A 20,839-nucleotide genomic window follows, 5' to 3' on the forward strand; every position below is an offset into this window, starting at 1 on the left:
AAAAGCGGCGTTTTATTGCAGGGTTCCCAGCGTTTTTACGAAATGGCCCCAGGAATACAGTTGTTGCTGCGACCGGATGAACTCCGTAAACGTACCGGCAGGCTGTGCCAGGAACCGCAGGATACCGTCTGCAATAGCAGTGGCATCAGGAGTTACCACATATCCGGCTTTACCATCGGGTACAATTTCCGGGAGGCCGCCCACATTGGTGACCAGCATGGGGATGCCGAAGTGATAGGCCATTTGTGAAATGCCGCTTTGGGTGGCGGTACGGTAAGGCTGCACCACCAGATCGGCCGCTGAGAAGTAATACCGCACATCCGCATCGGGGATGAAATCGCTTACAAGAGTGACGTTAGGTCCAAGCAGCGGTTCGTATTTTTTACGGTCTTCATAGAACTCGCCCGCTACTACAAGCTGCAGATTATTTATAGCACGTATACGCGGGTCGCGCATGGCTTCCAGTAAGAGATCGAGCCCTTTGTAGTGACGGATAAATCCGAAGAAGAGTAGGTATTTCCCGTTTGCATCCCAGCCCAGTTTCTGCCGTGCTTCAGGTGCGGGGAGCGCATCGCCGAAGGAGTCGTATACAGGGTGGGGGGCATATACAGCGGGCTTGTCTGTGAGTTTGCGGATATCACTCAGCACTTCGCGGCTCAGGGTAATGAAGTTATCGCAACTGTTGACGAAGTATTTAGTGAGAAATGCATCGCCCGGGCGTTTTTCGTGCGGGATAAGATTGTGCACGAGGCCGGTGATACGGGTGTGTCCGTTTTTACGGATCAGGCGTGCCAGGCTGCCGAGGCTCATGGCCATGAGGGGTATCCAGAAGGCAATGATCACCCTGTCTGGCCGCTGGCGGCGTATGGCGAGGCCCGTTTTCCTCCAGTTCAGCGGGTTGAGGGAATGCACACTGCGCTTGATACGGAGGCCCTGTGGGGCAGGAGCGGAGGTGTATTGTTCCTTTCCCGGGAACATGAACGACGGGTATTGAAAGGAAAAGGTATGTATTTCCACATCATGCCCCTGTGCTATCAGCTCACGGGCAAGGCGTTCATTGAAAGCAGCCAGCCCTCCCCGGATAGGGTGGGCCGGGCCGATAATGACGATCTTTTGTGCGGGGGCCATCATCCTTCGTTTTCAAGGATTTCTTCCACGAGAAAGGAGTTGCGCTCCGGAGCATTGCGCGCTACCAGCTCAGCGATGAAGCCGGTCAGGAATAGTTGCGAGCCAATGATGAGGAGGAGCATGGCGAGGAAGAAGAGAGGCCTTTCCGTCATCTTGTATTGCATCCAGAAGATTTTGGCTACTGCCAGGTATCCTGCAATGATGAAACCGATGAGGAAAAAGAGGGTGCCCAGTGCGCCGAAGAAGTGCATGGGGCGTTTGCCGAAGCGGCCTACGAATGTGATGGAAGCGAGGTCGAGGAAACCATTGATGAATCGCTCTAGCCCGAATTTGGTGGTGCCGTATTTACGCTTGCGGTGTTCCACCACTTTTTCGCCGATGTTACGGAAGCCGCTCCATTTAGCGATAACGGGTATATACCGGTGCATCTCTCCGTATACTTCAATGGTTTTTACCACCTTTTTGCGATACGACTTCAGACCGCAGTTGAAATCATGCAGTTTGATGCCGCTCATTTTAACGGTGGCCCAGTTAAAGAGTTTGGAGGGCAGGTTTTTAGTAAGGGTATTGTCGTAGCGTTTCTTCTTCCAGCCGCTCACTAGGTCGTACCCGTCTTCCGCGATCATTTTGTAAAGACCGGGGATTTCATCCGGAGAGTCCTGCAGATCGGCGTCCATGGTGATTACCACGGAGCCCTGTGCTTTGCGGAAGCCTTCGTTGAGCGCGGCGGATTTGCCATAGTTGCGCTGGAATTTGATGCCTTTAACATTAGGGTTGGCGGCGGAGATTTCGCGGATCACGTCCCACGATTGGTCGGTGCTCCCGTCGTCTACCATCCACACTTCATAGGTGAAGCCGTTGTCCTGCATGACACGGTGAATCCATGCTGCCAGTTCAGGCAGTGATTCTTCTTCGTTTTTCAGGGGAACGATTACGGATATGTCCAGGTGTTTCATTTCTTTTTGGCTAAGGCAGCTCCCAGCAAGGATGCAATGATGCCGGGGAGCACGTATAAAAAGAGTATGCCGGACAGCACCATTACAGCGAACTGCTGGCTGAGCCGGTCGAATTCTGCGGCATGTGTTTCTGGCAGGTCGGCCTGCGGGCCCATGGCGATCATGTCGCGGATGAACTGTTCTTTGTATCCGGGCATCATCTGTGCAAAGAGCATGAACAGTGCGGCGAAGAGGACGGTGGCGGCTGCCGTGGTGCGGAAGCCGGTGCCGAATACTTCCCCGAAAGATGCCTGGTGATCCATATCCCGCGAATAGCGCAGGCAGGAGGCCACAACGGCCACCACCAGTACTGCGAGTGCGGCGATACGGAAAAAGATATTGCCGGAGCTGGCGCCGGTATAAAACTGGGTCAGCAGCAGGGCGAAATTGATACCTGCGGCCAGGAGGCCGAACAGGAGGTGTTTTTTAGTTTTCATGACCGGAACCAGGATTTGTTTTGACGAATGATGCCGGTAACGCTGCCTTTGGCGGTTTTCCCGAGGAAAGGCGTGTTCCTGCTTTTAGACTGGAAGCGGTCGTCGCTGATGGTATATTCCGTTGCCGGTTCGAATACCGTAAGGTTGGCAACCGCGCCTTCTGCTACTGGGGCGAGGGATTGCCCGAAGATGCGGCGTGGATTATCTGACAGCAGTTTTACCAGCTGTGCGGTACTGAGTTGGGGAAGCGCCGTGCGGAGGGCGGCAAAGGCTGTTTCCAGGCCTATCATGCCCGGCTTGGCATATTCGAACTCTACCTGCTTGGCGTCCCAGTCCTGCGGCTGGTGATGGGTTGCAATGCAATCCACGGTGCCATCGGCTACCGCAGCACGGAGTGCATCCACATCTTCCTGCGTACGGAGAGGAGGGTTTACTTTGAGGAAGCTGTCGTACGAAGCCATATCGGCATCGGTAAACAGCAGGTGGTACGGCGTAACAGAGCAGGTGACTCTGAGGCCGCGGGCTTTGGCATCTGCTATGAGGCGGATGGAGCCTGCGGTGGAAACAGCGGTTACATGCAGGCGAGAGCCGGTATATTCAAGCAGGTCGAGGTCGCGTTTAAGCATGATTTCCTCGGCGATGGCGGGCTTGCCGGGCATACCGAGGCGGGTGGAGTGGATGCCTTCGTGCATAAGGCCGTGGCCTGAAATGGTGGCATCATCAGGGATCTGAATCACGGCACCGTCGAAGGCTTTTACGTACTGGAGGGCTTTGAGCATAAGGCCGGAAGATTGAACCGGTTTGAGCCCGTCGGAGAATGCTACGGCACCAGCTTCTTTCATCTCATACATTTCTGCGAGAGAGGTGCCTTCCAGGTTTTTGGTGATGGCGCCGATGGGGAGTACTTCTGCTGCGTTGTGGGCGGCAGTACTGTGCACATAAGCGATCTGTGTTTTGGTGTGAAGGGCGGGCTGGGTGTTGGGCACGATCATAACGGCCGTATAACCGCCCGCAGCGGCGGCGAGAGCGCCTGACTGAAGGTCTTCCTTATATTCCTGTCCCGGATCACAAAAATGAGCGAATACATCCATCCATCCGCCGGATACATGAAGGCCTTTTCCTTCGATAACGGTTGCATTGCCGGGAGCTATGCTGCCGGCGATGGAGGTGATAACGCCATTGTCGATCAAGATATCTTTTTCCTGCCCGTTGAAAGGCGAATTTTCAGAGACGATCGTCGCGCTTTTCAGTAAAATTTGCATCTTTTGATTTTATCCCGTGCAAATGTACGCATAAATGTGGTCGGATGTATAGCAAGCGGGAAGCGGTTGTCAACAGTTTTTTGACAAAAAGTCGGAGAAAAATTTGCTGAAATGAAAACATTCGCTACTTTTGCATCCCGTCACACACAAACGGACCGGAAGTTCGGGACGTAGCGCAGCCCGGTAGCGCACTTGCATGGGGTGCAAGGGGTCGCTAGTTCGAATCTAGTCGTCCCGACACTGCAGAAGGTCATCAGGTAAAACTGATGGCCTTTTTTGTTGTAAAAAAGTTCCGGTATCGCATCCCGGCATGTGTCGGGAGGGTCGCTAGTTCGAATCTAGTCGTCCCGACACTGCAGAAGGTCATCAGGTAAAACTGATGGCCTTTTTTGTTGTAAAAAAGTTCCGGTATCGCATCCCGGCATGTGTCGGGAGGGTCGCTGGTTCGTATCTAGTCGTCCCGACACTGCAGAAGGTCATCAGGTAAAACTGATGGCCTTTTTTGTTGTAAAAAAGTTACGGTATCACATCCCGAGATGTGTCGGGAGGGTCGCTGGTTCGAATCTAGTCGTCCCGACACTGCAGAAGGTCATCAGGTAAAACTGATGGCCTTTTTTGTTGTAAAAAAGTTCCGGTATCGCATCCCGGCATGTGTCGGGAGGGTCGCTGGTTCGAATCTAGTCGTCCCGACACTGCAGAAGGTCATCAGGTAAAACTGATGGCCTTTTTTGTTGTAAAAAAGTTACGGTATCACATCCCGAGATGTGTCGGGAGGTTCGCTGGTTCGAATCTAGTCGTCCCGACACTGCAGAAGGTCATCAGGTAAAACTGATGGCCTTTTTTGTTGTAAATAAGTTCCGGTATCGCATCCCGAGATGTGTAGAATGAATAGAAAGAATTGAACATCATAAATGCCTTTTACGTTATTCTTACATGCCTATAGATTCGCAAAGAATGACCCTGCTGCCGCTCACGTTGCCCTAATTCTGAAGAAACTGAATATTCCCTTACTTACCCTATCCGATGATATAATTTTAACAACCTCAAATGCGGATCAAATCCACCTCAAATGCGGATCAAGTCCACCTCAAGTCCACGTTATCTCCGCATTCGACATAGATTACACCCTGGTTTGACCCGGTTTATACACCATGTTCACTGCCGCTCACCCCATACTGGTAATATTAACCCCATATCGAAACAAGCAAACAGATTGCGGATTCCTCATTGTTAACGATATTCCGGTTACTCGTTTATTACACCTGTATCAGTTGTTAACCCATGTCTCAGCAGCTCGTCAGTTACAAGTTTGCATGTTTCCTGATAAAACCTGCTCTGTGCAGGATTTCCGTTAATATTCAACTCTCCCTGCCAGATAATTTTATTGCCTGATGGTTGCCATAAAGCCATTTGAATCGTTTTGTCAACATTCGACTGGCGTACTTTGGCTCTTCTTTGACGGCGGTAAGGGCTTACCAGCAACTTATACAAAATTTCCCTGTGTACTTTTACGGAAAGAGTATCCAGATCATCTGGAAGCTCGTAGAACATAAGTACTGCATCCGGCTGATGCTTTTGCTGTGCATTCCGCAGATTTATATCCAGGTTTTCTTTCTGGCTGCCAACAAAATGATATTGACTGTTAATCTGCAGTTTCTTAAAGAAATCGGACAGGTGGGGAGATAGGTTTTCCATGAAATGGCGTACTGGAATAGATCCATATCCTGTGATTAGCAGATTGGAGTAGGATATTCTTTCCGATCCAATGTCAATTGTAGTTACTGTATTTGATTTATCGCCTTTCCGTTGTTGTGCCAGCACAGAAAGCGACATGAAGATTAAGCTAAATATGGGCAACAGCCATTTTATGCGGAACATGGTATACAGGGATTGTGCGGCAAATATAGAAAAGTTTGGAAGAAGAAGGTATTAGCCATTTTTTATGTAAATTTCATTGTTCTTTTGCCAATAATACTAAAATACCTCTACCATGGGCATATTCGACTTTATCAAAAATGAATTTATCGAGGTCATCGACTGGGTTGATGATACCAATGATACCGTTATCTATAAGTTCCCTGACAAAGGCGATAAAATCATGAACGGCGCTCAGCTGACTGTGAGGGAATCGCAGCTGGCAGTACTCATGAACGAAGGTGAGTTTGGTGATACATACCAGCCCGGCCGCCATGAGCTGACTACCAGCAACATGCCCATCACCACCACCCTGAAGTCCTGGAAATACCTGTTCGACTCTCCTTTTAAGGTAGATATTTACTATGTAAGTACCCGTCAGTTCACCAACCTGAAATGGGGCACTTCCAATCCCATCATCGTCCGTGATCCTGAGTTTAAACAGGTTCGCCTCCGTTCTTTCGGAACGTACACCATGCGGGTAACCGATCCGCAGAAATTCATAAAGGAATTCGCCGGTACACATCCCTGGGTACGGATAGATGCTGTGAGCGAGCAATTGCGTAATGCTATCATCAGCAAACTGGCCGAAGGACTGGCGGAAGCAGGCATATCAGTATTGGATCTGGCTGCCAACTTTACAGAGATCGGCGAAAAACTGAAACCCATATTCCAGAAGGAATTCGATATCTGGGGCATAGAACTGGGCCAGTTCTACATCGAGAACGTTACCCTGCCGGAAGAAGTGGAGAAGATGCTGGATAAAACCACACAGTTGAACATGATGGCAGATAAGCTGAACCAGTTCAACCAGATGCAGGGCGGTATTGCGCTTGAGAATCTGTCGGAGAACCCGGGGGCAGCAGGTATGGCCGGAATGGGAGCAGGAGTAATCCTTACCAATATGCTGCAACAGCAACAGCAGCCCGTTCCGCAACAAAATGTTCCTGCAGCAGACCCTAATGAGAAACAAAAGCTGCTGGACCTGTTAAAACAACTGGGAGAACTAAAAGCCCAGGGAATATTAACAGAAGAGGAGTTTAACCAGAAAAAAGCCGAAATACTCAGCAAATTATAAAGCCAGTCAGCCTGCAGCCTGTATCTGCTTAAATGCATGGGTACGGACTGCAGGCTGTAGCCTTTCTGGGACGATCTCTTACCATTTGAATACCATGCCAGCAACGCAAGACCAACATAATTCCCTGCTCCTTTTTCCCTGTCCGGGATGCAATTCACAATTATATTTCAGTCCTAAGCTCCAGCTGCTCCAGTGCGAACATTGCGGAACGCAGGTTGGGATCGATAAGGCTGCAGACCAGATCAAAGAAAATCACCTGCGCCAGCAACTGCAAACGGGCGAAGATACTGCCATTACCATCGAACAGCAGGTATATAAATGCAACCGTTGTGGTTCGCAATCGGTATTCCTGTCCGAAACACCCACTTTTACCTGCAGCTTCTGCAATTATGAAGCAGTAAACCCGGAAGCATATAAAACGAGGGTCATTCAGCCATCAGGTATCATCCCCTTTAAGGTAGATAAACAGCAGTCGCTCGATATCTTCAAAACATGGATCGGTAAAGGATGGTGGGCGCCGGGAGATCTGAAAGCTATTGCCCGGCATAATACCCTGCATGGTATATACCTCCCTTTCTGGACCTATGATGCACAAACCCACAGCAGCTGGAGCGGTTATGGGGGAAGGTATTATTATGAAACGGAGCATTATACCGACAGCAATGGCCGCCGCCAGAGCAGGACGGTGCAACGAACGGAATGGATTTACCGCAGCGGTACCTTTGATCACTTTTTCGACGATATTCTGATTGGCGGCGCTACTGAACTTACCCAAAAGGAATATGAAAGCGTATTCCCTTACCAGCTGGAAGCTCTTGTTAACTTCGAAGCGCAATACCTATCGGGATGGCAGGCCGATGTGTATGATATTGCGGTGCACGATGGATATGAGAAAGCAGAAACCGTGATGGACAATTTTATCGAAGAAGCCTGTGCAGGCTTATGTCGCATCGATACTTACAAGGATCTGGAAGTGAATACGTCTTATTCCAATCAGACTTATAAGCACATCCTGCTGCCCATCTGGCTCTGTACGTATGTTTATAAAAACAAGTCATACCACTTCCTGGTAAACGGACAAACCGGTAAAGTGCACGGGAAGAAGCCCGTTTCAACCGGAAAGGTAGTAATGGTAATTCTGGCTGTTGTAGCCATCATACTCCTTATAATTCTGCTCAACCAGTAATTTGAATATTTAAATATGGAAAAGGCCATCGATATTTAATCGATGGCCTTTTTTTATTTAGCAGCTGGGGTGGAATTACAGTTTAATAAATTCCACCCGCCTGTTTTTAGCTTTCCCTTCCCTGGTTGTATTATCTGCAGCCGGACTGCCCTCACCCAATCCATCCGTTTGCATACGGCTGGCATCAATACCGAAATTCGTTGTAAGGCTTTTCTGTACAGCAGCGGCACGGCGCTTAGAGAGTTCCTGGTTGGCAGGTGCTTCACCATCGCTGTCGGTATGACCAACGATTTTTACTTTCATGCTGGCATTTTCCTTCAGCACTGCAGCAATTTCCTTAAGCACGCCATTGCTTTTCGGTTTTATCCTGTCCGATCCTGTATCAAACAGAATACCGTTGGTTACCAGGCGCCCTTCTTTCAGCAGCTTGTTCCGCATATCCGGTGTGCCTTCCGCCACTTTGAGGTTCGAAACATAAATGCCCAGCTGATCTTCTGTATAAACGGACGATTCCACACTGAACCCGGCTCTGTTGAAACTGGTATTGGCGGGTACGCCAAGTGGTATGTCGAATATCTTCTCTTCATTTATCCAGCAGCGGATACGTTGCTGCTGTACCCATACCGACAGATGCAGCATGTGTTCATTATCAGATACTGCTTTTATTTCTTTCCCTTCATTCGAGAAATGAGTGGATCCTTTTACATAACTTTTGAGTGAGGCGGTCAGAGGCTTTCCTTCACCTGCTGAGGAAAGTACCAGTGCCACTTCGTTAGCGGCGTCCTGGTTCACCACATATGAATTCACATGGGCATCGCCCGGTAGAATATCCAGCAGTTTTATTTCCAGTTCAGGATATACATATCCTCCTTCACCGGCATATCTGATCTGGATATCCGCATCCATCGTAAAGTTTGCAGGTAGTTTTTTGAAAGCCGGAGAAGCGAATCTGCTGCCCGGGAACAGGCGGAACCATTTACCCTGCAGCTGCTCAACAGATACGGTTTCACCGCGGTTATTGGTAATCCATTTCATCGGCAATTCCCCGATGGCTTCATCAGAGAAGTCTTCTGTATAGAGAATGTTATCGCCCGGAATGTAGTCGAACCGGCTATAGGTTCCTGATTGTGCACCGGCTGTTACGGAGATTCCCATAAGGGCCAGCAGCATTAGCTTTTTCATGCGCGTTTTTTTAATGAGAGTGTTTGGAATGGGGTTGTTTTGTTGCTGATTTTCCGCTTGCCGGAAATGATACAGTGCAAAATTACCGGCCATCCTATTCTCATTTCTCAGTAAAAACCCGTACGTGGATAAATCCGCATATTCCGGAACAGGGGTCAGTCATCTTCTAAGTGTTTTACTGATTTTTCAGCTGGGGTAATTCCACTGAAAAGGCAGATATGGTTTGAGGTGAACTTTGCATACCATAAAATATCAGCTTTATGACCATTGTTAAGGCAATTTGCAGCAGCTTTCTTTTGCTTGCCATGTTTGGGTGTAGCAAAACCCAGTCCCCGGGAAATGAACCTCAAAAACCGTCTGCCACAGGCATAGTGCGCCCGCTGGGGCAATCTATCGGCCAAAGAGTAGAAAAGGTAATAGGAAAGGAAGGAGGGACCATACTGGCAGGTGATGGCCAGTTTTCCATAGTAATACCTCCAGGTGCGCTGGATAAGAACACCACAATTGGCATTGAGCCCGTTACGCGTACATTAATAGACCGTGATGAGAATAAAACGCTGCCATCATACAGACTTACCCCGCATGGCCAGCAATTCCTGCAACCGGTAACACTCAAATTCAATATCGCTTCTAAGGAAATGGCACATGTTGCCTGGCAGGATGATAAAGGAATGTGGCGCGGGATACCTAAAATGCTCAAAAACGAATCCGCAAATACCGTAGCAGTACAATCTACCCACTTCAGCGACTGGACTACCTACGAAAGTATTTACCTTGAACCAAAAGGGAGTATCACTGTGGAGACGGGTAAATCTGTCATATTACGGGTGATGTCTGTCACCTCCATGGCTTTAACTGCAGAGGATCAATGGAAAGAAGAATTCTTCCTGGAGGAACCATATGAGTTTCCGGCTTATGTAGACTGGCGGATTGTAAACGGTCCGGGTAATGGGAGCATTCTGGGCGTGCCCATGAGGGCTGCGGCTACCTTTGCCGCCCCGGAGTCGGTACCTGCCAAAAATCCGGCAGAGATAGAAGCGAAGTTTGCATTGAAGTCCGGGGGATATATGTTGTTGTTTACTTCTATTACAATTTTGGAACCCTTGAAGCCAGGTGTTCAACTCCGGATAAACGGCGGGGATCCTATATATTTTGAGGACGAATCACTGAGTCCGGGAGTATCCGCATTCGGCAGTGACGGGGAATATCCATACGATCGTCATTCCCTTTACTTCAATATTGCAGGCGGCAAGGCAAAAGGCGTAGGTACCTGGGCCTGGGATGATTTACCGGAAACGGAAGACCCTACTACGTTTGAATATATCGCTAAGAAGCCCGGCCCCAGAAAAACCTATAGCCATATATTCAGAGCAAATGATCTGGATGATCTGCATATGAGCCCCGGTAAAATCCGGATCACAGAATATACCAAAGATGTTTTTGGGCAAACCTGGGCCAAGGGCGACTTTGTAATTGAGAAATCCACTCCGTATATCGATGGACAAAACGGAACACCTCCGGCGGTGCGTATTGAAGGACGGTTTAATCTGCGGGCAGACTAATGCCCCTGAATGGAAAGAGGCTGTTCCCGGAAAAGGTAACAGCCTCTTTTTTTTCTATAGTTGACTACTATTAGAAACTGATATCGCTGCCGGCGCCTGCAGCCGCGAATTCGGCATTGTATTTTTCCATTAAGGGAGCCATCTTCATCGCCAGTTGTAAGTCGCTTCCCATCTTAGGAGCCCAATGTGCGCCAGCCATACTCCAGTCTGTTACGGATAATCCATATTGCTTCAATACCGAAGTGGCGTCGATCCCCTGAACACTTGCCATGTTCTGGTGGCACATGATTTTGATGTAAAGCTCGAAGTCGTTTTTCACCTTTTCCAGATCACCGGAACCCTGGGCGGCACCACTGCCTCCGGCCTGTGCGAATTTGCCTATGTTGGGGTTGGTAAATGCATCGCCATACACTTTGGAAATAGCAAAGGTGGTGTCCTGAGACATGCGCGCCATCCACTCCGCCGATACTTCGTCCCATACCGGCTTTTCCGTACCCAGTACTTTCAGTACCTCGTCGAGGGGCCTGCCATTGGAGAGCTGCACATTGGCAGCTGCCCAGTCTTCCATGCCAATTCCTTTAATCGGGTCCAGCAATCCGCCGGATTTAGCAGCAGCGATGTGCTGGTTCATAGCTTCGGCCTGCTGTTTACTTTGTTCATCCAGCATAGACTGTGCTTCCGCGATGCCTACAGTTATATTACGGCGTGCGCGCTCAACAGTATAGTTAAGGTGATGAATGTTATCGAAGCCGGCGGCTTTAATCTTTGCTTCATTGTTCTCCTCTGCCAGTGCCTCCAGTTCGGTCATCAGCTCGTACGCGTCTCTGCCGATGTACTGATCCGGAATGGTGTATGGAATAATGGCGCAATTGCGGAGGGAGTTACCATAGTAGTGACCTACCCAGCCATCGCTGCTGTCGTTACCGTAGGAGCGGATCCAGGGAGAGGGGGTTTCGAGTATTTCGGCGAGGTACAGATACTCGTTGCCTTCGTCGCTCAGCCTGTATCCGAAAGGAACGTAGTCGGCAGTGAATTTCGAATTCGCAAAGCGTCTGATAACATCTTCCTTCCTGTTCTTAGCCTCATTCCAGTCCAGCACTTCGATGGTGCAATGGTTGAAGTCGCCTTTTTTGTCGGCCACTGTAATGAATTCCACTTTTTTGCCCTTGTATTTGGAAACGATCTGCTGTAATACACCGGCTTCGGTAATATCCCGGCTGATTGTTTTATCGATCAGGGGTAGTACTGATTCTGCAAATTGACCTATCCCCCTTGATTTAAAGCTGGCCGGATGGTCGACCAGTGAGTGCCTTTCTTCCATAGAATGTTGGATTTTTAGTTTGTGTTAGATATAATAAAAATGTTGTGTCTTGGTTTTATAACTGTGCCAGGACTTCCTGTTTTTTGGCAGCATATTCCTGTTCATTGATCAGTCCCATTTCGAACAGCTTTTTCAGTTTGGCAAGTTTTTCCATGGGATCGTCTGCAGGCGGTGCTGGATTTACCGGAGTGGGGGAGGTGGCTGGTTGTGCAGGAGTTTGTGCGGGAGGGGTCATCATCTGCCCAAAGAGCTTACCCATTTCCATGCCCATGCCCATTTGCATGGCCGGGTTACCCTGGCTTTCATTACGTGCCATATCACGCATAGCCTGCAACTGCTGGTGCTGTACATAGTCGATGCCCAGCGCTTTCAGAGCCTGTGCTTCGGCCGTCATATCGGAAATGCGGCCAATCCGTTCCTGTGTGGCTTCATCGAACCGGGTGCCTTCAATATTGAAATCCAGCAATTGAAAGCCAAGGTTCAGAAAAACAGGTGCTACAGCCTCTTTACAGAAAGCGGCGATGGCATTACGGTGTTTGTCTATCTCCGTATATCCGAATGCAGCATTGGCGAGGAAATCGCTCATAGGCTGCGTTATCCTCGACAACAGTACCTTCTGGATGTCGCGTACCGGGTATACGGGCGCACCGGCTACCACCTGCCTGAAGAAATCGACCGGCTGCGCTATTCTGAATGAGAAATTACCGAATGCACCGAGCCCTACCGGGAACTTATAATGCGGGTCTGTATACGTAATTGGCGAAGGAGTACCCCAGCGCTGATTGAGCAGGTCGGCTTTGCGGAAGAAGAAGAGCCCCACCTTGTGGTATGATTCGAATTTGTATAACGCGTTTTTGATATTGGTCCAGAAGGGGATGTTGCCTGTTTCGAGATTATAAAGTCCTTCTTCGGTGAAAACACCTTCCACTTTTCCTTCGTATACGAAAATGCAGCCCTGTCCGGGTCCTACGATCAGTTTGGATGCATTTTTGATTTCGTCGCCGGAATCCGTCCAGCGCTCAAAAAGGATATCGGGGCCGTGCACTTCCCACTCGATCACCGATCGTAATTGACCAGATAGTAATGACATGTTGATGTTGGTTAATAGGTTTCGTAATGAATGATTGTATGCGCCGTTAGCTGATACCAAGCGTATACTTACTGAGCCAGGCTATTTTGGCTTTTTTATCCGCGTCATACCGTTCCTGATAAACCGGAATCATGTTGATACGGGCCTTCAGGTAAACATCTATGTATGTTGTATAGGCGGCTAATACTTCAACTGCCGTTATTGTTACCTCGTCTTCTTCCCGCTGTGCGCTGTATTGCTGCAGCAACTCCCAATACTCCCAGTATTGATCGAGGGCCTGTTCTTCAGCAATGGGGTCCAGTGCGAAATGCTCGGTCATTCTGGCAATGGTACCGGGTTCGAAGGTGTTGGTTGTCTGGCAGTACTGGCATACCTGGTAATATGATCTGTAGAAGTTCGCCTGTACGGGCAAAGGCGCCTGGCATTGAGAGCAGGAGAATTCGCCGGAGAGTACCTCATGTGCTTTCGCCGCCAGCTTCCTGCCGGCTGCTGCAAAGGTTTTTACTTCGTAATTGCGCAGGTCCTTCTCCAGTTGTAACATGAGCTTCCTGCCTTTTTCCTGCTCACGGTAATAGATTTCATAAAACTGTGAGTGGAAATGTTCTGAGTCTGTACCTGCTTCGTTTAACCGGTCCTCTTCTTCGTTGCGCCATGTTTCCCAGCCGGGGGATACTGTGTTATGCCAGGTGGTATCTATTTTCGCGATCAGCTCTTTGGATTGGGCATTGATGCCCGTCCAGGCATTGGTGAAAGGAATAGTGTCGAATTGCTGATAATCGAGCAATTCGGGTAATATAGCTGCAGCCTGTGAGAGTATTTCCTGGAAACGTTCATTGATCTTGAACAGAAAGGCGTCCCATCTTTGCTGCAGGTCTGTGGCTGTGTTCATGAATTATCGGATGAATAGCAGTTGTTTGGATTATGGTTTGGAAAAGAATTCGTACCCGCAGTAAGCGCAGGTACTGAGTTCGGTACCATCCGGCCGTGCAGCTCCGCAGCTTCCGCAGGTACGGGTTTCCAGGCCGGCTTGTTGTTGCCCGTGTTTGACAGAGGTATTGAGTGCATTTCCCAGGATATTCGCCAGCAGATTAACCGGCGGTTTGGGTTGGTTATTTTCCTGTTCCATAAGCGTTGAGATTTGTGCATGTCTGGTAACATTCAAACAGGCATGCGGTAGTGAATAAGCAGGTGCAGGTTTCGGGGGATGGCATAGCATAGGTAATCAGGCTCCCGGACGAACATTCGTCTTCCGCGATAAAGATGTTCTGAATTTCCCTGATTCCGGAACAACAGTGGGCCAAAGTGACTGATAAGTCGGCTGGGTTCAAGATTATGCCCGCTTAATTGAAAAGGAGGGGACGGGTGGTTTTTTGCCTTCCGGATGAAATATGTAGTAATTACACTATGGTCCGCTTTAAGAATTGATTTTGGCTGTTTCGTTTTTTTGATCTTATTTACACGGCATAGCTCCGTTAAATATGCCAACCAAAACTCCCCGCCAGCAAGATCTGGATGAGCTGGATATGAATATCATTTCTGCACTTTCCGTGGAAGCGGATGTGTCTCACAAGGAACTTGCGAGGAAATTCAACGTGTCTCCCGGAACCATACATTTTCGCATCATCAGGCTGAAAGATGCAGGGGTACTGGGAAATACCCGGGTGAAGGTGAACCTGCAAAGCGTAGGGCTGAAGATGACCGCTTTTGTAGGCATTTATCTGCAGAATGCCTCCCGGCACGATTTTGTTGTGGGCAGACTTATGGGAATGAAGGAAGTGATCAGGGTGCATACGATTACCGGACCATACAGCCTGCTGGCCGAACTCGTTTGCACAGACACAGAGCATCTCAGATCGGTATTGCATGGTAAGATCCAGCATATTTCAGGGATAGACCGTACCGAATCAATGATATCGCTGCAGGAAGAGTTTTCCAAAGACGTGGCAGTTCCATCAGTAAAAGGGTAAACGGGGTGTGCCGGGAATTCCGTAGTATTATCGTAAATATTAGCTTATGCCTTTGAAATACTGGCTGGTGGCATCCCTCATATTCCTTATTCCCACCGCCATTTACGCTCAAAATAAGGAATTAGAGATAGTTTGGCCGGTAGTGAAAAATGAGGCGCTTCAGCCTGGTAAATCTGTTATTTATGGCACTTTCATTCAGCGTTTGGGTTTCAGCAGTGGTGGCAACCCTCAGGACATAATTCTTCGCCATGATTCATCGGGCCGGATCTATACAATGCGTGTGAAGGGTACTTTTAAATCTGCAAAAGAAAACTTCTTCTGCTTTCACCTTCCTTCCGGTAAATACACCCTTCTGCAATACTACTGGACTAAAAGCAAATGGTATGGTGGCTTGGTTCTCCTGGAGCCAATCGCTAAGAATGTAAACTTTGATGAAGCGAAACAACTGAGCGACAAAGGAGAGCTTACCGAAGAACTTCTCCATCGTTATACCTTCATTTTATTGCCCAATACCTTGCACTATATGGGCACCTGGCACTTTGAGACAGCTACCGTCTCCTTTACGGATGATAAGCAGCAGCTGGATGAGAAGGCCGCCAAAATGTATAAACGCCTGAGTTTCCCGGCAGCTATAACAACACTGCCCCGTTAAGACCGCTTCGCCTTACCCAGCCCTACTTTGAAATTATCCGGCGTTCCGGTCACTTTAATGCTCATAAAACGCTGCTTTTTATCCTTATCACGGTACTCGATAGCATCTACCTGATCAATATCCACTTCCGCCTGTTTTTTTCCGAATAACGCCTGGAAACCTACCTGTGTAACCATCTTCATGGGTACGCGCATATAGTATTCCATTTTCATGTCGAGCGACTGCCTGCCGGAAATTTCCATGAACCCAAGGGAAGAGTTAATATTCATTGCGGGAATATTGAGCGTACCATTGGTAAAAGTGAGTTTGTTGCGCAGCGTATCAAACCTGACCAGTTGCAGGTTCTTGTCTTTGAAGTAACCGGCCATTGCCTTCATGGGGGTAAAATCTACCAGGCTTCCATTGCGGATCTCCACATCCAGTTCAGCTTTTGTATCGTGGAGGATGGGTACGAAGTCGGGATGGATCTGAACGTGGCTGCGGATGTTGCCGGTGAGGCGGCCTTTGATGTTTTTGTTGATGACAAGGTCCTGCCCAAAATGGTCCAGCTTAATCAGCATTTTCTCCATATCCACATCGTTTACCCGTATGCGGCTGCGGAAATATATCTTTTCCGGATTACTGCCGTTGAGGTAGCCTCTCATCCCTACATAACCACCGGCTACTTTCATGCCGAGGGTATCGAGGTGTATGTAATGATCTTCCTGCATCCGGAGGCGGGCGGTTACCCCCTGCAGCCAGAGCTTATTGTATTTGAAACGTCCAATATCGGCCTTCACTTCGAACGCAGGGAAAGGCAGCGTGAAGATGTTGAAGGCCTTCGCATGTGTAAGAGAATCAGGGGTAGTCCTGCCCTTACCTTTCGCAGCGGGCGCAGTAGTTGCAACAGGAGAGAAGCGGTAACCGCTCAGCTGATCCACATCCAGGAAGCGGCTACGGAAATAGAGATAGTTAGTGCGGTTTTTAATGAGGGAATCCTTACCGTTGAAGAGCCGGAGACTGATGTCGAAGTCACTGCGGCCAATACGGCCTTTGAGGGTATCTACTTTCAGTATGCGGTTGGCTCCATAGAGAATGTTACCGCTGATACTGTCGAGCTGCATCGCGTGCTTTTTCAGGGATCCGGAAATATTGGCGATGCGGATTTTTGCAAAACGGAAAGCCGTATCATACCTGAGATCGGCACGGGCACGCAGCCAAACGTTACTGGCAGTTTCATCCTGGTAACCAACAGGTACATGTTTTCTGCTGACAGGGCCAAGGAGGTCTTCCATGGCCAGGCGCTCCGATTTAAAATCGAAAGCCACTTGTGTTTTACCTTTCTTAAACGGCTGGAACCATAACGCATAATTTATCACTCTCCCGCTGAAGCGGAAATCTGACGCATCGATCCTGCCCGTGAAATCCTTCAGCAGCAGCGCGGTATCATTGATCCGCAATGTTGCCCCAATATCCCGGAATGCATGAGGATATTTCTTAAAAGATGCCTGCAGGTGCTCCAGCGTTAGCGTCCCTTCCGGTAATGGCTTCGGCTGCAGGAGCTGGCGTACCGTAGTGGCCAGGGAAACACCTATACGGAAGCCATGTATTTCTTCAGTCAGTTTATTGGCCAGCGCGGTATCACCCGCAAAAATGTCTTTTAACCGTACAAGCCGGCTGTTTGCCTGCAGGCGTATGGTAACGGGCTTGTCGGGGGCATGGAGCAGTGCTGCTACATCACTCACGCTGCCGCTCAACCGTATATCTGATCCGCCTGCACGTACCCGCAGAGAGTCGAGGGTTACCATACCGTTTTTCATGGCTGCATGCAGATCCATATCGCGGATGGGGTGCGGGTAACCGGGAATACGGAAAGACAGGTCGTCGACCGTAAGCTCACTTTGTATGCCATCTTTCAACTTACTCACATACTGCTCCGGAAGGTCGAAATCCATCAGTTCTTTAAAATTCATATCCAGCTTCACCTTACCTGTGATATGTTCCAGGTCGGGAATGCCGAGGAAGGCGCCTACAAATGCCAGATCCAGTTCTGAATGCAGCTGCATAAGTACTTTCGGGTCTGTAAAATCACGTACCACGAAGTTGCCCTTGAAAATTCCTTTGCCGGGCCGGGCCATAACATTCGTCATGTGCAACTCTGAAGTCTGGAGGTTATGTGCCGCACCATTGGTATAAAAGCCTTTGAAGCCAAGACTATCCAGCTTCTTATCTGCCCCCGTATTATGAAACCATGCATTCTCGCACCCAAAGGATACTTCTATCAGCGGCAGCTGTTGCTGTGAAACGGTGCCTTTGATTTTTCCATCGAAAAAGATGTGCCCGTCGTACCGGAAGGGCTTCAGCATAGTGGCTACATCTCCGGGGATAAACGCTGCCAGCAGGTTCAAATCCGGTTTATCGCCTTTTACCCGGAAGTCCACTTCACTGCGGGTGCCCAGCGTAGCCTCGCCTTCCAGCCGGAAGCCTGCATCCTGTAGCTGAATGGCGCCAGTGGTTATACGGAGATGTTGGGTGCTTTTGGTATAATCGGCATGGATGTCCAGTACCAGGTGCTTATGACGGAAAAAGGTAGTATCTGCCGGACTGCTGACATCCAGTTCCATATCTGTATCCAGCCCTACCGCCAGTTGCAGGCTGTCAGATTTGAAAGATGCCGTCAGCTTGCTGACATTGGATTGAATTTGCTGGCCGGTTGTTTTATCAAGCAAGGAAAACTGCATGTCGCGGATCACCATTTTCTGTAAATCTATTTCCAGTCCGCTGCTGCTTTCAGACGACTGTTGAGAGGTATCCGATTGCAGGTTTTTCGCTTCTGCCAGGTTGAGGGTTCCATTCTTATTGCGGACAAGCGCAACGTATCCGCCTTTGAGGAACAGCCGGCGTACGTGGTATTGGCCGCGTAACAACTTCGGGAGACTGAAACCCACATACAGACGGTCTACCTGGTAAAGCGACTGGCCGGTATGTGTTTTATCCGGATAGAAGCGTACCCCATGCAGGGCAATAGATACGTAAGGGAAATTCTTAAAGAGTGAGATGTTACTGTTCTCTACCGATAATTCTCCTTTGAACTGCTTATTCAGCTCTGCAACGGCCATTTCGGTGATGCGCCGCTGTTGTGTATATAAAATCAGCACGGCCGAAATCAGGAGTACGGCAAAAACAGACAGGGCAATGATGCCTCCACGGATGATTCTCTTCTTAACCCTCTGGGTAATACGCATGGTTCGGTTCCTCGTTTAATCGCTTCTAATGCAGCAGTATGACAGTGTGGGGGAAGCGCATGGATGGCATGCCGGTGGCATTGCGGGGCAAAAATAGCATAAGCAGGGGATAAATACATGTTAATAAAAAGCCAAATGTAATAGGTGGCGGCAGGAGAAAGGATAAAAACCGTAATTTAATAATATGCAATATCCCGGCGTAATCATCATTGGTGCAGGGCTTTCAGGCCTTGTGGCGGCCAGCGAACTGGCGGAGAATAATATACCCGTCATGCTCCTGGATCAGGAAGGTGAGCAGAATCTTGGCGGACAGGCATTCTGGTCGCTGGGAGGACTTTTTATGGTAGATACGCCCATGCAGCGCCGTGTAGGCATCCGCGACAGTCTGGAGCTTGCCATGCAGGACTGGATGGGTACAGCGGCCTTCGACAGGCCGGAGGATCACTGGCCGCGCAAATGGGCCGAGGCATATGTACAGTTTGCAGCCACAGAAAAGTATACCTGGCTCCGGCAGCGCGGGCTGCGCTTCTTTCCTGTTGTGGGCTGGGCGGAAAGGGGAGGATATGGTGCTATCGGGCATGGTAATTCCGTACCAAGGTTTCATATCACCTGGGGTACCGGTCCGGCTGTTGTGGCACCTTTTGCGGAACAGGTGAAGTCCGCCGCGCGAAAAGGAACAATCGATCTGCGTTTCCGGCACAGGGTACTTGAACTGATCGTTGAAAACGGAGAAGTGAAAGGTGTACGGGGTGTGGTGCTTGCTCCATCCGGCGTGGGCCGTGGCGAAGAGAGCCCGCAAAGCATTATCAGTGATTTTCATTTCGAAGCTTCCCGCGTTATCATCACCTCTGGCGGCATCGGCGGTAACCATGCACTGGTACGGAAAAACTGGCCTGAAAGACTCGGGCCTGCACCACAGCATATGGTTTCCGGAGTACCGGCGCATGTAGACGGCCGTATGTTGGGCATTGCGCAGGATGCAGGCGCCAGCATCATCAACCCCGACCGTATGTGGCATTACACCGAAGGCATTCAGAACTTTGCGCCCATCTGGCAAAACCACGGTATCCGCATATTACCCGGCCCCACTTCTATTTGGCTTGATGCTAAAGGAAACCGGCTGCCTGTTCCATTGTTCCCTGGATTTGATACGCTGGGCACGCTGGAACATTTAGGCCATACCGGGTATGATTATTCCTGGTTTATACTCAATCAGGCCATCATTAAAAAGGAATTTGCTTTATCCGGATCGGAACAAAATCCAGACCTCACGGGGAAAGACTGGAAGCTGGTATTGAAACGGGGCTTTGGTAAAAAAGCTACCGGCCCCGTAGAAGCATTCAAGGAGAAAGGCGCCGATTTCGTAGTGGAAAACAACCTGCGCGATCTCGTTGCGGGCATGAATAAACTCACACCTGAGCCGCTGCTGGATTATGATGCCGTAGAAAGGATTGTACTGGCCCGGGATAAAGAACTGGATAATAAATTTTGTAAAGATGCTCAGATCATGGCGATCCGTAATGCACGCCAATACCTGGGCGACCGCCTCATCCGCACCGCGAAAGTACACCGTATACTGGATCCCGCCGCAGGGCCCTTAATAGCTGTGAAGCTACACATCCTTACACGCAAAACACTCGGCGGGCTTGAAACTGACCTCGGCGGCAGGGTGTTGCAACCGGGAGGGCAACTGGTAGGAGGGTTGTATGCTGCAGGGGAAGCTGCCGGTTTCGGTGGCGGAGGCATGCATGGATACCGCGCACTGGAAGGTACTTTCCTCGGAGGGTGTATCTTTTCCGGGCGAACGGCAGCTCGTACCATTGTTGGGGGCAAGTATTAAT

General features: G+C 49.4%; 17 protein-coding genes and 1 tRNA gene. 7 read left to right on the top strand and 11 right to left on the bottom strand.

Features of this window, described 5'->3' with window-relative positions; genetic code table 11:
* Positions 1-12: 12 nt before the first annotated feature.
* Genes DEV76_RS17185 through DEV76_RS17200 form a run of 4 tightly spaced genes read right to left on the bottom strand, consistent with a single transcriptional unit; the run spans position 13 to position 3,822 of the window.
* Positions 13-1,128 carry a glycosyltransferase family 4 protein gene (locus DEV76_RS17185; protein WP_232826975.1) on the bottom strand — a complete coding sequence of 372 codons (1,116 nt, stop codon included), beginning with the start codon at positions 1,126-1,128 and terminating at the stop codon, positions 13-15.
* The gene (locus DEV76_RS17190; protein ID WP_232826976.1) at positions 1,128-2,084 is read right to left on the bottom strand and encodes a glycosyltransferase family 2 protein; all 957 of its coding nucleotides are present in this window, start codon (positions 2,082-2,084) and stop codon (positions 1,128-1,130) included. The genes DEV76_RS17185 and DEV76_RS17190 overlap by 1 nt, the downstream gene beginning before the upstream one ends.
* The gene (locus DEV76_RS17195) at positions 2,081-2,560 is read right to left on the bottom strand and encodes a DUF4199 domain-containing protein (protein WP_109699160.1); all 480 of its coding nucleotides are present in this window, start codon (positions 2,558-2,560) and stop codon (positions 2,081-2,083) included. The genes DEV76_RS17190 and DEV76_RS17195 overlap by 4 nt, the downstream gene beginning before the upstream one ends.
* Positions 2,557-3,822, bottom strand: coding sequence for a dihydroorotase (locus tag DEV76_RS17200; RefSeq protein WP_109699161.1), 1,266 nt, complete (start codon positions 3,820-3,822; stop codon positions 2,557-2,559). The genes DEV76_RS17195 and DEV76_RS17200 overlap by 4 nt, the downstream gene beginning before the upstream one ends.
* 164 nt (positions 3,823-3,986) lie before the next feature.
* Here DEV76_RS17200 and DEV76_RS17205 point away from each other — a divergent pair.
* Positions 3,987-4,060: transfer RNA gene (locus DEV76_RS17205), tRNA-Pro, on the top strand.
* A gap of 1,007 nt (positions 4,061-5,067) precedes the next feature.
* On the opposite strand, the gene DEV76_RS17215 is transcribed toward DEV76_RS17205, so the two are convergent.
* Positions 5,068-5,700, bottom strand: coding sequence for a hypothetical protein (locus tag DEV76_RS17215; RefSeq protein ID WP_109699163.1), 633 nt, complete (start codon positions 5,698-5,700; stop codon positions 5,068-5,070).
* A 112-nt stretch (positions 5,701-5,812) separates the two neighbouring features.
* Between DEV76_RS17215 and DEV76_RS17220 the strand changes: the two genes are divergently transcribed.
* Both DEV76_RS17220 and DEV76_RS17225 read left to right on the top strand, forming a co-directional pair.
* Positions 5,813-6,814 (top strand): SPFH domain-containing protein, encoded by a 1,002-nt coding sequence (locus DEV76_RS17220; protein WP_109699164.1) that lies wholly within the window; start codon positions 5,813-5,815, stop codon positions 6,812-6,814.
* Between the two features lie 94 nt (positions 6,815-6,908).
* Positions 6,909-8,000 carry a hypothetical protein gene (locus tag DEV76_RS17225; protein ID WP_109699165.1) on the top strand — a complete coding sequence of 364 codons (1,092 nt, stop codon included), beginning with the start codon at positions 6,909-6,911 and terminating at the stop codon, positions 7,998-8,000.
* Between the two features lie 75 nt (positions 8,001-8,075).
* Here DEV76_RS17225 and DEV76_RS17230 read toward each other — a convergent pair whose 3' ends face one another.
* Complete coding sequence (locus DEV76_RS17230; protein ID WP_157962945.1) at positions 8,076-9,182, bottom strand: OmpA family protein; 1,107 nt, start codon at positions 9,180-9,182, stop codon at positions 8,076-8,078.
* Positions 9,183-9,442: 260 nt separating this feature from the next.
* Between DEV76_RS17230 and DEV76_RS17235 the strand changes: the two genes are divergently transcribed.
* Positions 9,443-10,744, top strand: coding sequence for a hypothetical protein (locus DEV76_RS17235; protein WP_109699167.1), 1,302 nt, complete (start codon positions 9,443-9,445; stop codon positions 10,742-10,744).
* 70 nt (positions 10,745-10,814) lie between these two features.
* Here DEV76_RS17235 and DEV76_RS17240 read toward each other — a convergent pair whose 3' ends face one another.
* The 4 genes from DEV76_RS17240 to DEV76_RS17255 are packed head-to-tail and all read right to left on the bottom strand — an operon-like array spanning position 10,815 to position 14,281.
* On the bottom strand, positions 10,815-12,065 hold the full coding sequence (locus DEV76_RS17240) for a DUF6620 family protein (protein WP_109699168.1): 1,251 nt from the start codon (positions 12,063-12,065) through the stop codon (positions 10,815-10,817).
* A gap of 55 nt (positions 12,066-12,120) precedes the next feature.
* A complete protein-coding gene (locus DEV76_RS17245; protein WP_109699169.1) occupies positions 12,121-13,155 on the bottom strand; it encodes an SPFH domain-containing protein in 1,035 nt (344 codons plus the stop codon).
* A gap of 46 nt (positions 13,156-13,201) precedes the next feature.
* Positions 13,202-14,044: a hypothetical protein gene (locus DEV76_RS17250; protein ID WP_109699170.1), complete on the bottom strand. Its 843-nt coding sequence runs from the start codon at positions 14,042-14,044 to the stop codon at positions 13,202-13,204.
* A 30-nt stretch (positions 14,045-14,074) separates the two neighbouring features.
* A complete protein-coding gene (locus tag DEV76_RS17255) occupies positions 14,075-14,281 on the bottom strand; it encodes a hypothetical protein (RefSeq protein WP_109699171.1) in 207 nt (68 codons plus the stop codon).
* Between the two features lie 352 nt (positions 14,282-14,633).
* Here DEV76_RS17255 and DEV76_RS17260 point away from each other — a divergent pair, with 352 nt between their 5' ends.
* Entirely contained in the window at positions 14,634-15,122 is a 489-nt protein-coding gene (locus tag DEV76_RS17260; RefSeq protein WP_109699172.1) for an Lrp/AsnC ligand binding domain-containing protein, read from the top strand.
* Positions 15,123-15,168: 46 nt separating this feature from the next.
* Positions 15,169-15,774 carry a hypothetical protein gene (locus DEV76_RS17265; RefSeq protein ID WP_109699173.1) on the top strand — a complete coding sequence of 202 codons (606 nt, stop codon included), beginning with the start codon at positions 15,169-15,171 and terminating at the stop codon, positions 15,772-15,774.
* Here DEV76_RS17265 and DEV76_RS17270 read toward each other — a convergent pair.
* Positions 15,771-18,998 carry an AsmA-like C-terminal region-containing protein gene (locus tag DEV76_RS17270; RefSeq protein WP_232826977.1) on the bottom strand — a complete coding sequence of 1,076 codons (3,228 nt, stop codon included), beginning with the start codon at positions 18,996-18,998 and terminating at the stop codon, positions 15,771-15,773. The two genes, DEV76_RS17265 and DEV76_RS17270, sit on opposite strands and share 4 nt — an antisense overlap.
* A 184-nt stretch (positions 18,999-19,182) precedes the next feature.
* On the opposite strand from DEV76_RS17270, the gene DEV76_RS17275 reads away from it, so the two are divergent.
* Complete coding sequence (locus DEV76_RS17275; RefSeq protein WP_109699174.1) at positions 19,183-20,838, top strand: FAD-binding dehydrogenase; 1,656 nt, start codon at positions 19,183-19,185, stop codon at positions 20,836-20,838.
* Position 20,839 lies beyond the last annotated feature (1 nt).

Origin of the sequence: Chitinophaga deserti (genome assembly GCF_003149455.1) — a bacterium.
Classification (GTDB): domain Bacteria; phylum Bacteroidota; class Bacteroidia; order Chitinophagales; family Chitinophagaceae; genus Chitinophaga; species Chitinophaga deserti.

What these genes read in the sequence shown, in the direction of transcription:
- DEV76_RS17185 (WP_232826975.1), bottom strand. Translation starts at nt 1,128, where the DNA reads ATGGCCCCCGCACAAAAGATCGTCATTATCGGCCCGGCCCACCCTATC.
- DEV76_RS17190 (WP_232826976.1), bottom strand. Translation starts at nt 2,084, where the DNA reads ATGAAACACCTGGACATATCCGTAATCGTTCCCCTGAAAAACGAAGAA.
- DEV76_RS17195 (WP_109699160.1), bottom strand. Translation starts at nt 2,560, where the DNA reads ATGAAAACTAAAAAACACCTCCTGTTCGGCCTCCTGGCCGCAGGTATC.
- DEV76_RS17200 (WP_109699161.1), bottom strand. Translation starts at nt 3,822, where the DNA reads ATGCAAATTTTACTGAAAAGCGCGACGATCGTCTCTGAAAATTCGCCT.
- DEV76_RS17215 (WP_109699163.1), bottom strand. Translation starts at nt 5,700, where the DNA reads ATGTTCCGCATAAAATGGCTGTTGCCCATATTTAGCTTAATCTTCATG.
- DEV76_RS17220 (WP_109699164.1), top strand. Translation starts at nt 5,813, where the DNA reads ATGGGCATATTCGACTTTATCAAAAATGAATTTATCGAGGTCATCGAC.
- DEV76_RS17225 (WP_109699165.1), top strand. Translation starts at nt 6,909, where the DNA reads ATGCCAGCAACGCAAGACCAACATAATTCCCTGCTCCTTTTTCCCTGT.
- DEV76_RS17230 (WP_157962945.1), bottom strand. Translation starts at nt 9,182, where the DNA reads ATGAAAAAGCTAATGCTGCTGGCCCTTATGGGAATCTCCGTAACAGCC.
- DEV76_RS17235 (WP_109699167.1), top strand. Translation starts at nt 9,443, where the DNA reads ATGACCATTGTTAAGGCAATTTGCAGCAGCTTTCTTTTGCTTGCCATG.
- DEV76_RS17240 (WP_109699168.1), bottom strand. Translation starts at nt 12,065, where the DNA reads ATGGAAGAAAGGCACTCACTGGTCGACCATCCGGCCAGCTTTAAATCA.
- DEV76_RS17245 (WP_109699169.1), bottom strand. Translation starts at nt 13,155, where the DNA reads ATGTCATTACTATCTGGTCAATTACGATCGGTGATCGAGTGGGAAGTG.
- DEV76_RS17250 (WP_109699170.1), bottom strand. Translation starts at nt 14,044, where the DNA reads ATGAACACAGCCACAGACCTGCAGCAAAGATGGGACGCCTTTCTGTTC.
- DEV76_RS17255 (WP_109699171.1), bottom strand. Translation starts at nt 14,281, where the DNA reads ATGGAACAGGAAAATAACCAACCCAAACCGCCGGTTAATCTGCTGGCG.
- DEV76_RS17260 (WP_109699172.1), top strand. Translation starts at nt 14,634, where the DNA reads ATGCCAACCAAAACTCCCCGCCAGCAAGATCTGGATGAGCTGGATATG.
- DEV76_RS17265 (WP_109699173.1), top strand. Translation starts at nt 15,169, where the DNA reads ATGCCTTTGAAATACTGGCTGGTGGCATCCCTCATATTCCTTATTCCC.
- DEV76_RS17270 (WP_232826977.1), bottom strand. Translation starts at nt 18,998, where the DNA reads ATGCGTATTACCCAGAGGGTTAAGAAGAGAATCATCCGTGGAGGCATC.
- DEV76_RS17275 (WP_109699174.1), top strand. Translation starts at nt 19,183, where the DNA reads ATGCAATATCCCGGCGTAATCATCATTGGTGCAGGGCTTTCAGGCCTT.